The 10,000-nt window shown below is 66.6% G+C and carries 12 protein-coding genes; 7 read left to right on the forward strand and 5 right to left on the reverse strand.

The annotated features are described in order from the left end of the window. Positions 1-2: 2 nt before the first annotated feature. Together ACWIKC_RS03375 and ACWIKC_RS03380 are read left to right on the forward strand one after the other, a co-directional pair. Positions 3-599 carry an SDR family oxidoreductase gene (locus ACWIKC_RS03375; RefSeq protein ID WP_454598719.1) on the forward strand — a complete coding sequence of 199 codons (597 nt, stop codon included), beginning with the start codon at positions 3-5 and terminating at the stop codon, positions 597-599. Positions 600-700: 101 nt separating this feature from the next. Next, positions 701-1,954 (forward strand): potassium/proton antiporter, encoded by a 1,254-nt coding sequence (locus tag ACWIKC_RS03380; RefSeq protein WP_454598720.1) that lies wholly within the window; start codon positions 701-703, stop codon positions 1,952-1,954. On the opposite strand, the gene ACWIKC_RS03385 is transcribed toward ACWIKC_RS03380, so the two are convergent. Further along, positions 1,951-2,604 carry a heme exporter protein CcmB gene (locus tag ACWIKC_RS03385; protein ID WP_454598721.1) on the reverse strand — a complete coding sequence of 218 codons (654 nt, stop codon included), beginning with the start codon at positions 2,602-2,604 and terminating at the stop codon, positions 1,951-1,953. The genes ACWIKC_RS03380 and ACWIKC_RS03385 overlap by 4 nt on opposite strands. After that, positions 2,601-3,185, reverse strand: coding sequence for a heme ABC exporter ATP-binding protein CcmA (gene ccmA / locus ACWIKC_RS03390; protein ID WP_454598722.1), 585 nt, complete (start codon positions 3,183-3,185; stop codon positions 2,601-2,603). The genes ACWIKC_RS03385 and ccmA overlap by 4 nt, the downstream gene beginning before the upstream one ends. Before the next feature lie 53 nt (positions 3,186-3,238). On the opposite strand from ccmA, the gene ACWIKC_RS03395 reads away from it, so the two are divergent. Beyond that, on the forward strand, positions 3,239-3,529 hold the full coding sequence (locus ACWIKC_RS03395; protein WP_454598723.1) for a 4a-hydroxytetrahydrobiopterin dehydratase: 291 nt from the start codon (positions 3,239-3,241) through the stop codon (positions 3,527-3,529). Between the two features lie 10 nt (positions 3,530-3,539). Here the strand turns inward: ACWIKC_RS03395 and ACWIKC_RS03400 are convergent, their stop codons facing one another. The 3 genes from ACWIKC_RS03400 to ACWIKC_RS03410 all read right to left on the reverse strand — a co-directional run bounded on the left by ACWIKC_RS03400 (position 3,540) and on the right by ACWIKC_RS03410 (position 7,199). After that, the gene (locus ACWIKC_RS03400; RefSeq protein WP_454598724.1) at positions 3,540-4,346 is read right to left on the reverse strand and encodes an SDR family oxidoreductase; all 807 of its coding nucleotides are present in this window, start codon (positions 4,344-4,346) and stop codon (positions 3,540-3,542) included. A gap of 76 nt (positions 4,347-4,422) precedes the next feature. After that, positions 4,423-6,468: an alpha/beta fold hydrolase gene (locus ACWIKC_RS03405; RefSeq protein ID WP_454598725.1), complete on the reverse strand. Its 2,046-nt coding sequence runs from the start codon at positions 6,466-6,468 to the stop codon at positions 4,423-4,425. A gap of 113 nt (positions 6,469-6,581) precedes the next feature. After that, positions 6,582-7,199 carry a DNA-3-methyladenine glycosylase family protein gene (locus ACWIKC_RS03410; protein WP_454598726.1) on the reverse strand — a complete coding sequence of 206 codons (618 nt, stop codon included), beginning with the start codon at positions 7,197-7,199 and terminating at the stop codon, positions 6,582-6,584. 133 nt (positions 7,200-7,332) lie between these two features. On the opposite strand from ACWIKC_RS03410, the gene ACWIKC_RS03415 reads away from it, so the two are divergent. The 4 genes from ACWIKC_RS03415 to ACWIKC_RS03430 are packed head-to-tail and all read left to right on the forward strand — an operon-like array spanning position 7,333 to position 9,860. Beyond that, on the forward strand, positions 7,333-7,650 hold the full coding sequence (locus ACWIKC_RS03415; protein ID WP_454598727.1) for a 2Fe-2S iron-sulfur cluster-binding protein: 318 nt from the start codon (positions 7,333-7,335) through the stop codon (positions 7,648-7,650). A gap of 39 nt (positions 7,651-7,689) precedes the next feature. Next, positions 7,690-8,721 carry a cysteine synthase A gene (locus ACWIKC_RS03420; RefSeq protein WP_454598728.1) on the forward strand — a complete coding sequence of 344 codons (1,032 nt, stop codon included), beginning with the start codon at positions 7,690-7,692 and terminating at the stop codon, positions 8,719-8,721. A gap of 31 nt (positions 8,722-8,752) precedes the next feature. After that, positions 8,753-9,121: a hypothetical protein gene (locus tag ACWIKC_RS03425; RefSeq protein ID WP_454598729.1), complete on the forward strand. Its 369-nt coding sequence runs from the start codon at positions 8,753-8,755 to the stop codon at positions 9,119-9,121. 13 nt (positions 9,122-9,134) lie between these two features. After that, positions 9,135-9,860 (forward strand): Gldg family protein, encoded by a 726-nt coding sequence (locus ACWIKC_RS03430; RefSeq protein ID WP_454598730.1) that lies wholly within the window; start codon positions 9,135-9,137, stop codon positions 9,858-9,860. The last annotated feature ends 140 nt before the right edge of the window (positions 9,861-10,000 follow it).

Consider the following 10,000-nt stretch of genomic DNA (forward strand, 5'->3'; position numbering starts at 1 on the left):
CCATGAAAATTCTTGTCGCCGGAGCAACCGGTAAAACCGGGTTGCGGCTCGTCGCCGAACTCGCCTCGCGCGGGCACGATCCGGTCGCGCTCGTCCGCGAAGGCTCGGACACCAGCGGCTTGCCCGAAGGCACGCAGCAGCGGCGCGGCGACCTCACGGATTTGCAGGACGATGTGTGTGACGGCTGCGACGCGGTCGTATTCGCGGCGGGTTCGGGCGGGGATACTGGCGCCGAAATGACCGACAAGGTCGACCGCGATGGAGCCATGCGGCTCATCGACATCGCCGCGAAGTCAGCTGTGAAGCGCTTCGTGATGCTGAGCAGCATCGGTACGGAGAATCCGCCGAAAGACGGCGAGATGGCGCATTATCTCCAGGCCAAGCACGACGCGGACGAACACCTCAAGGCGGCGGGGCTGGACTATGCGATCGTCCGACCGGTCAGCCTGACCGAGGCGGATGGCAATCGCGACATCCGCTTCGGCGAAGACGTCGACCCGCAAGGCAAGGCCGCGCGAGGCGATGTCGCCTTCGTGCTCGCCAATGCGGTCGACAGCGCAGACTGGCTGGGTAAGACCGCCGCGATGGAGAGCGTTTGAAGGACATCCGCGCTGCCGGCCCTATTTACAGATTGCCCCTCCACTAGATTTCCCCGCATTCCTCCTTGCCTTAGCCCGCGCGGGCGGCTTTCAGGGGCCGCATGCTGTCCGTCACCCCCGATGTCGCGCTCCTGATCCTTGGCATCCTGCTTTTGACGACTGTTTTCGCCGGATCGCTGTCGAGCCGGTTCGGTCTGCCAGCGCTGATCGGCTTTCTCGCGCTCGGGATGCTGGCCGGGGTGGACGGGCCCGGCGGCATCGGGTTCGACAATTATGCGCTGACGCAGGGGATCGGCGTTGCCTGCCTGATCTTCATCCTGTTTTCCGGCGGGCTCGACACCGACTGGCGCGATGTGAAGCGGGTTTTGCCGCCCGCCCTTGTCTTGGCGACGCTGGGAGTGCTTCTCAGCGCCAGCATCACCGCAGCGGCGGCGGTGTATCTGCTCGGGCTCGATCCGCTGCAGGGCTTCCTGCTTGGCGCGGTGGTCGCCTCGACAGACGCCGCCGCGGTCTTCGCCATATTGCGCTCGAGCGGGCTCGACCTGCATGGCGATGTGCCCGCGCTGATCGAGGTGGAATCGGGTTCCAACGACCCGATGGCGATCTTCCTGGTCGGCGCAGCGCTGCTGTTCATTACCACCCCGGGCACGTCGCCGCTGGCGCTGGTGCCCGATTTCGCGGTGCAGATGGCGATGGGGGCGATCATCGGGTTGGGTGTGGGCTACCTGCTTCCCGAGGTGCTCAAACGCTCCAATTTCTATCATGGTGGGCTGGCCTTTGTGATCTCGATCGCAGGGGCGCTGATCGCCTATGGGCTGGCCGAACTGCTGCAGGGCAACGGCTTTCTGGCAGCCTATCTGGCCGGGCTGGTCGCGGGCAATCGCGTCTACAAGGCCAAGCTGATCGTCTCGACCTTCCAGGACGGGATGGCCTGGCTGGCGCAGGTGGTGATGTTCCTCACGCTCGGGCTGCTGGTGGCGCCGACCAATCTGATCGACGTCGCGGTGCCGGGGCTGGCGATTGCTTTCATCCTGATGTTCGTCGCCCGCCCGCTGAGCGTGTTCGTCTGCCTCGCCCCGTTCCGCCGCTTCGGCTGGCGCGCCAAGCTGTTCGTGTCGTGGGCGGGGCTGCGCGGCGCGGTGCCGATCGTGCTCGCGACCTTCCCGATGGTGGCGGGGATCCCCGGCGCCTTCACCATATTCAACGTGGTGTTCTTCGTCGTGCTGGTGTCGAGCGTGATCCAGGGGCCGAGCATCAACTGGATGGCCGCGCGGCTGGGTATCGGCGGGCGGGCCGCTCGCAAGGATGCAGAGAACACCGAACCGGCGGAGCAAGTGCGCGGGGAATCCCCCTAACCCTCGCGCGCCGCGCGGATCGCGGCACCGGCGGCGAAAGGGGCGAGTGCGCAGAGGCCCAGGCTGATCGCGGCGGTCAGCGCCAGTCCTGAACCATCGGGGCGTGCGAGCGAGCCCGCGCCGAAGATCAGGATCGGCACCGCCAGCGGGATCACCATCAGCCCTGAAAGCGCCGCGCCGCCGCGCAGCGAGGCGGTCAGCGCGGCGATGGCGAGACCGATTGCGGCCAGACCCGGTGTTCCCGCGAGCAGGCCGAGCAGCAAGATGCGCAGCGTCTCGGCGGGCAGGTTGAGCAGCGTTGCGGCAGGAAGCGCGGCGAGCAGCAGTAGCGGCGCGAAGGCCAGCCAATGCGCGAGCAGGCGGCTGGCCATCGCCAGTTCCTCCGATACTCCGCGCAAATAGAGCTGGTCGAACACGCCGGCTTCCAGATCGGCGCTCACCAGCCGCTCGAGCGGGAGGATCGCCGCGAGCAGCGCCGCGACCCAGATCACCCCTCCGCCGGTGCGCGCCAGCAATTCGGGTTCAGGCCCGACCGCGAAGGGATAGAGCATCGCCACCGCGAGGAAGAACAACAGCGGCAGCAGCGAACCGCCGCGCCGTCCGCCGGGCAGCAGCACCGCCAGATCGCGCCGCAGCAGCGCACCGATCATGCCGCGAACTCCGCCAGGGTGAGTGTCGCGGCGGGCGTAGCGAAGCGCTGGTGCGAGGCGATGACAGCGATCCCGCCACTGGCGAGGTGGTGCGCCACAAGTTGCTCGGCCAGCGCCACGCCCCTGGTGTCGAGCCCGTTGAGCGGTTCGTCGAGCAGCCAGATCGGCACCGCCTGTCCAAGCAGCCGGGCAAGCGCGGCGCGCTTGGTCTGGCCGGTGGAAAGAAAGCGCACCGGCACGTCGAACAGATCGTAGAGCCCGAGCGCCTCGGCGTGCTCGGTGAGCGCCATCGGTTTCGTTCCGTCGAGCGCGGCCCAGAAGCCAAGTGCCGCCTGGAGGCTGGCCTGAGGGTCGAGCGCGGGGCGTTCGTCTAGCAGGCCGATCCCGCCGCTGCGGGTCACTTCGCCGGCAAAGGGGCGCAACAATCCGGCGAGGATGCGGATCAGGCTCGACTTGCCGATACCGTTGGCGCCCGCGACATGCAGCGCTTCACCGGGTGCGAGCGCGCAGGAGACGCCGCGGAACAGCAGCCGGTCGCCGCGGCGGCAGGCGATATCCTTCGCGGCGAGACGGGCTTGCATGACTAAGGCCGATAGGCAAAAGCGCGCGAACCGACAAGCGAAGGAGATGGCTCATGCCGGTTCGACAATTGAACGAGGACGAACGCGCGAGCTGGCTGGACGCGCTCGACGAATGGTCGCTGGCGCGCGAGGGCAAGGCCATCGAGCGCAGTTTCGAGTTCAGGGATTTCAGCGAGGCCTTCGCCTTCATGGCCCGCGTCGCCATGATTGCCGAAAAGCGCGATCATCATCCCGAATGGTCCAACGTCTACAACAAGGTCGAGATCACGCTGACCACCCATGACGCCGATGGGCTCAGCCTGCGCGACGTCAACATGGCAAAGGACATCGACGCGCTGGTCTAGGCCAACGCGGCTAGCGGCCCAGCGCGCGCGAGTTGCTGCGCGACATCTTGCGCAACCGGCCGGGCATCCAGCGCACCGCGAAGGCGAGCTTGCGCGCGGTCTTGCCGACCAGCGTGTGGACCTTGTCGCCATGCACCGCTTCCCAGGCGGCCAGAGCGACATCTTCGACCGGGGTGATTTCCAGCCCCGCTGCGTTTACCCGGTCGCGGATCGCCTCGTTGGCGCCGTGGTTGGGGGTCTTGTCGAGCAGCGGAGTCTCGATAAAGCCGGGGCACAGCGAGCGGACCTTGATCCCGTCCTCGTGCCATTCGCCATCGAGGCTCTCGGTCAGCCCGCGTACGCCGAATCTGGTCGCGCTGTAGACGCTGGCGCCGGGCGAGCCGAAGATGCCCGCCGCGCTGGCGGTGTTGAGCAGGCAGGAACCCGGGGCGGTCTTTTTCAGATGAGGATAGGCGGCCTGCGCGCCGAACAGCACGCCCTTGAGATTGATGTCGAGGCAGCGCTCGATTTCCTCGGTGCTGTTCTCGATCAGCGATCCGCCGATGGGAATGCCGGCGTTGTTGACCACCACATCGATCCGCCCGCCCGAAGCCATCGAGAAGGCGTTGAGAGCGACATCCCATTCCGCGCGGTCGCGGACGTCGAGCTTGTGGATATAATGGTGCCCGCCCGGCAGGCCGTCGGCGGTGACGTCCATGCCGTGCTCGTCGATATCGCCGAGACCGACGAACCAGCCCTGCTTGCCGAAATGCTGCGCGATCGCGCGCCCGATGCCCGAGCCGCCCCCGGTGACGAAAATCGCCTTTCTCGCGCTCAACCCAATTCTCCCCAATAACAAGCCGCGCGAAGATGGTCTCCGCGCGGCCCGCTTGTTCACTCGATCCAGGTGAGCGTCAACCGCCGAGCGCTGCGGCCAGTCCCTGGACGTATTCCTCGCCTTCGACGATCTGCGCCGTCGAATCCGCGACCGTGTCGCCGATCGGCTCGGCGCGCCCACCGAGGCAGGTGGCGAGGAAATTCTCGGTCACCGCATTGAAGGCGATGTTGTTGGTCGGCTTGGCAAAACCATGGCCCTCGTCGGGGAACAGCACATAGGTGACGGGGATGTCCTTGTCCTGCATCGCGGCGACGATCTGGTCGCTCTCCGCCTGCTTGACGCGCGGATCGTTGGCGCCCTGGCCGATCAGCAGCGGCTTGACGATCCGGTCGGCGGAATGGAGCGGACTGCGCTCCTTGAGCATCGCGAGACCTTCGGGGGTGTTGGGATTGCCCATCCGTTCGTGGAACTGCGCGATCAGCGGTTCCCAATAGGGCGGGATCGTCTCGAGCAGGGTTTCGAGATTGGACGGGCCGACGATATCGACCCCGCAGGCGAATTTCTCGGGCGTGAAGGTGAGCCCGGCGAGCGTCGCGTAGCCGCCGTAGGATCCGCCCATGATCGCCACCTTGTCGGGCGCGGTGATGCCCTCGGCCACCGCCCAGTCGACCGCGTCGATCAGATCGTCATGCATCTTGCGGCCCCATTCGAGATCGCCCGCGGAGATGAATTCCTTGCCGAAGCCGGTCGAGCCGCGGAAATTGACGCTGAGCACCGCATAGCCGCGGTTGGCCAGCCATTGATGGTAGGAATTGTAGCCGTAGCCATCCCGCGCCCAGGGGCCGCCGTGGACCATCAGCACCATCGGCACCGAGGCTTCGGGCGTGCCGTCGCCATCGACATCGCTGCCCGGCGGCAGGGTGAGGTAGGAGGGCAGCGTGAGCCCGTCGCGCGAGGTCAATTCCAGCGGATGCATCGTCTGCAGCGGCGCACCTTCCAGCTCGGGCCGGGCGCTGTAGAATTCGGTCAGCGACTGCGCGCCCCGGTCGTAGATATAGGCCTTGGTCGGCGCCGTCAGCGGGTCGTTCCAGACGATCCATTTGGTGTCGTCCTCGGTGCGCGACTGGACGCCGTAATTGCCCTCCAGCCGCTCGTCGAGCCAGTCGAGCGAAGCCTTGATCTCGGGGTCGATCGCGGTCCACTCAGTGGTCAGATAGGTGAAGCTGTAGGCTTCGATCTCGCCGGTCCGCGGGTCGGCCATCGCGCCGCCGATATCGGCCTTGTCGTTTTCGGCGATCACGGTCTTTTCGCCGGTCGCGACATCCTGCGCGATCAGCGCGGCGGTGTTGCGACCGCGGCTGTCGATCCAGTACATGGTCGTGCCGTCGGTGGTGAAACCGGCAGGCTGGGTGGTCAGCGAATCCTCGAGCCCCGTGCTGTCGCTGGGGGCGGCGGCGATTTCACCCTCGGCGATGGGGAAGAAGTCCATCCCGCCTGCGGCATTAGGGCGCAGCGCCATGCGCAGGTCGAGATTGTCGTCGGCCAGGAAGCCGGCATAGCCGTCGTTCTGCTGGACCAGCGTCAGTTCGCCGCTGTTGAGATCGAGCAGGTGGACATCGTGGAAGCGCGGGTCGCGGTTGTTGACCCCGATCAGCACCTTGTCCTTGATCCGGTTCGAAGTGCCGACGACCTGCACGCGGGTGTTCTCGAACGGTGTCATCGTCCGCTCTGCGCCCGAGGCGATATCGACGCCGTAAAGCAGGAAGTTCTCGTCGCCCCCCTTGTCCTGCACATAGAGCACGCTGCGGCTGTCGGGCGCCCAGAAATACTGCGGGATGGGCCGGTCGGTGGACGAGGTGATCGCGCGCGCCGCTGCAGGATCGCTTGCCGGAGCGATCCAGACGTTCATGACCCCGTCCTTGGGCGCGCGCCAGCTGAGCCATTTGCCATCCGGGCTGATCTGGCCCGCGGTACGGGTCGGGTTGCCGAACAAGTCCTCGCGCGGGATCAGGGGCGCGGTCTGGCCGGTTGTATTGGCCTGGGGACGGTGATTGTCTGCTGCGGCCGCCGACGGCAGTGCAAGCGAAGTCGCTGCGAGCAGCGCGGTTGTGAACTTGATCATGATCCTATCCCCTGTGGTGACTTGAGCCGAATCGACCATAGACCCGGCGGGCCGGAAAATGATCTCAATTCGACGAACGCATTACAATGCGGGACTGTTGCAATGCGAAGGCATTACAGAGCGGGATTGTCGTAAACATGCCAGGTGAAGATAGCCATGGCTCCGCGGTGGGGACGCCAGGCCTCCGCGAGTTTGCGAACCGCCTTCTCGCTGGGGCGCTCCTCCAGCCCGAGCAAACCGCCGACGCCCGCCTGCACGGCCAGATCGCCCGCCGGCCAGATATCGGGGCGCCCTTCGGCGAACAGCAGGTATATTTCCGCCGACCAGCGCCCGATACCCTTGATCCGGGTGAGTTCGGCGATCGCCTCCTCGTCGTCCGCCGGGAGATTGTCCAGATCGAGCTCGTTCGCCGCAACCAGTTCGCACAGGCTGCGCGCATAGCCCTGTTTCTGGCGCGACAGGCCGCAGGCGCGCAGCGTGTCGAAATCGCGCGCCAGCAGGGTTTGGGGCGTGAATCCCTCGCCCAGCTCGGCCTCGAGCTTGCGCCACACCGCGGCGGCGGAGGCGACTGAAACCTGCTGGCCGACGATGGTGCGAAGCAGGGTAAGGTAGCCGGTCGGGCGGATGCGCGGTTCGGGATGGCCGCAGCGTTCGAGCGCGCCCGCCACGGCCGGTTCGCGCTGCGCCAGTTCGCCGAGCGCGTGGTGCAACTGTTCCGCAGTGAGACCCATACATCCTCCCGCGGCCCGCGCCTTGCCAAACCGCGCCGCCAGCCCTAGCAGCGCGACCGAACCGAAGCCACAGGCCCCCGCGACGTGCGCAACCGGGCCACCACATGCCACAGCACCAGGAGCGCCGAGATCCATGCCCAAGCTGATCGTCACCACCCGCGAAGGCGAAACCTCCGAGATCGAGGTCGAGGACGGCCTCACCGTGATGGAAGCGATCCGCGACAATGGTTTCGACGAATTGCTGGCGCTGTGCGGGGGCTGCTGCTCCTGCGCCACTTGCCACGTCCATGTCGACCCGGCCTTCGCCGATCAATTGCCCGCGATGAGCGAGGACGAGGACGATCTGCTCGAATCCACCGAACATCGCAACGCGACCTCCCGTCTGGGTTGCCAGATCCCCTTCACGCCTGCGCTCGACGGGCTGAAAGTAACTATCGCGCCTGAAGATTGAACTTGGTTGCGGGGCGGGCGGCGCGAGCCTAGCTCGGCGATGATGACTGCCCTTTCAACCCGCGCCAGCCCGCTCGATCTTATCGGCAACACTCCTCTGGTCCGGCTCGCCGGGCCGAGCGAGGCGGCGGGTTGCGACATCTACGGCAAATGCGAATTTGCCAACCCCGGCGCCAGCGTCAAGGATCGCGCGGCGCTGTTCATCGTCCGCGACGCCGAGGCGCGCGGCGAGCTCAAGCCCGGCGGTTGCGTAGTCGAGGGAACCGCCGGCAACACCGGCATCGGCATGGCGCTGGTGTGCAACGCGCTGGGTTATCGCACCATCATCGTCATGCCCGACAACCAGTCGCGCGAGAAGATGGACACGCTGCGGGCGCTGGGGGCCGAACTGGTCACCGTGCCGCCGACCAAATATTCCGACTGCAACCACTTCGTTCACACCAGCCGCCGGCTGGCCGAAGAGACCGAGAACGCGGTCTGGGCCAACCAGTTCGACAACACCGCCAACCGCAAGGCGCATATCGAAGGCACCGCCAGGGAAATCTGGGAGCAGATGGAGGGCCGGATCGACGGCTTCACCTGCGCCGCGGGGACCGGCGGGACGATCGCCGGCGTCGGCATGGGGCTCAAGGAATTCGACGAGGACGTCGTCATCGCGCTGACCGATCCGCATGGCGCGGCGCTGTACAACTACTACGCGCATGGCGAGCTCAAGGGCGAGGGCTCCTCGGTCGCCGAGGGGATCGGGCAAGGGCGGATCACCGGCAACCTCGAAGGCGCGCCGATAGACACGCAATTCCGCATCTCCGACGAGGAAGGCCTCGAATGGGTCGCGCGGCTGCTGCGCGAGGAAGGGCTGTGCCTCGGCCTGTCGAGCGGGATCAACGTCGCCGGGGCGGTCGCGCTGGGCAAGCAATTGCGGGCGCAAGGGCGCACGGATCCGCGCGTGGTGACCATCCTGTGCGACACCGGTTTCCGCTATCTCTCCTCGCTCTACGACCCCGAATGGCTCGAGGCGAAGGGTCTGCCGGTCTTCTCCTGGCTTGCTGCCGGTGGAACGGCGCAGGATTGACCCGGTGGCCTTGCCCGTCCTACCTAGGGGCATGGCCCGTTTCTTCGACAGCAAGGCGAGGGTGCCTTCGGGCGATTTGCCCCCTAGTCCGCTCGGGGGAACCCGCCAGCAAGCGATGAACCGGCTTCAGGTCGGCATCGGCGGCGTGGTCGGCGTGCTGATGCTGGTCGGCCTGGCGAGTGTCATCCAGAACCAGGCCGACGAGGTCGAGCGCAATGCTGTCCCCGAGGCCGCCTCGACCAATATCCCCCAGCCCAAGCCCAAGAGCGCCGATCCGCTGGTGGAGGCGGGCGTGGTCCCCGATCTTCCCGCCACGCCGACGCCCGCTCCGGCCGGGTCTGCGGCGACGGCACCGGTCATGCCCGAACAGGGCACCTCGCGGCCCACCGGCAGTCAATAGGATGCGACTGTTTGTGGCGAGCGCGCTGCTGGCCTGCAGCGCTTGCGGCGCCGCAACCGACCAGGGCAGCGGCGAGGCCGAAACGCTCAAGGCTCCGCTTGGCCTGTCGAGCACGCTGCCGATCTACTGGCAGGAAAGCGCCGATTTCGCGACCATACTGAAGGAAGAGAGCGAGCCCGGCTGGGTGCGGCAGTCTCTCGAAACCCGCTTCGAACTGGTCCCGCTCGATGTGCTGAGCGCGGAGGCGCTGGCACCACTCGACCATCTGCTGCTGGCCCAGCCGCGCGCGCTGTCGGGGGCTGAGAACGTCGCGCTGGACAATTGGCTGCGCGCCGGGGGGCAGTTGCTGTTGTTCGCCGATCCGATGCTGACCAGCCATTCGCAGTTTTCGATCGGCGATCCGCGACGCCCGCAGGATGTCGCGCTGCTCTCGCCGATTCTGGCGCGTTGGGGGCTGGAACTGACTTTCGACACCGCGCAGCCGCAGGGCGAACGCCGCGAAGAAGCCTTCGGCATGGCGGTACCCGTCGATCTCGCGGGGGCTTTCGTGCCGATCGCCAGCGAGGCAGCGGGCGAATGCGCCATTGTGCCTAGCCGGATCATGGCGCGCTGCCGGATTGGCGAAGGGCAGGTGACGCTGCTCGCCGATGCCGCGCTGCTCGACGAGGAAGATGATCCCGACCTCCCGCGCCGTCGCGCCGTGCTCGACGAGCTGGTGGACGAGTCGCTCTCCCTCTGAGGCCAGTTTCGGACAATTCGGGGATTGGCGGGGATGCGGCGGGCGCCGAGCCACCTGCTGTCGCGCGAGTCGAACGAAAACAGACACTTTTCGCAATGTGTTGTTAAGGATTGATCCGCGCATGACGGCATCAAAGTTAC

It is taken from the genome of Qipengyuania sp. SM2507 (assembly GCF_053714505.1).